A 254-nucleotide genomic window follows, 5' to 3' on the forward strand; every position below is an offset into this window, starting at 1 on the left:
TAGAAGAAATACGTCTTCGGCAAGATCAGCCCTTGGAAGTCAGATATGGTCAGCAGTCCAGTTATGTCACAGCTTCTGGGCAGCTCACTTCGATAGCGAGCCAAGGGTGGGAATTCACCGAGGAACAGTCAGTCAAGCTCTTGAACCAGGTAAGCCAGCACTCCTTGTACGCATTGGAAGAAGAGCTGAAACGGGGCTACATCACAGTTGTTGGGGGTCACCGGATCGGAATCGCGGGTAAAGTGGTGCTGGAC

At 52.4% G+C, this 254-nt stretch carries 1 pseudogene; it reads left to right on the forward strand.

Annotation, left to right across the window (positions count from 1 at the left end):
- Window positions 1-254: pseudogene (locus SB775_RS31645) on the forward strand (stage III sporulation protein AA); the annotation flags it as partial.

It is taken from the genome of Peribacillus sp. SIMBA_075, from assembly GCF_046534585.1.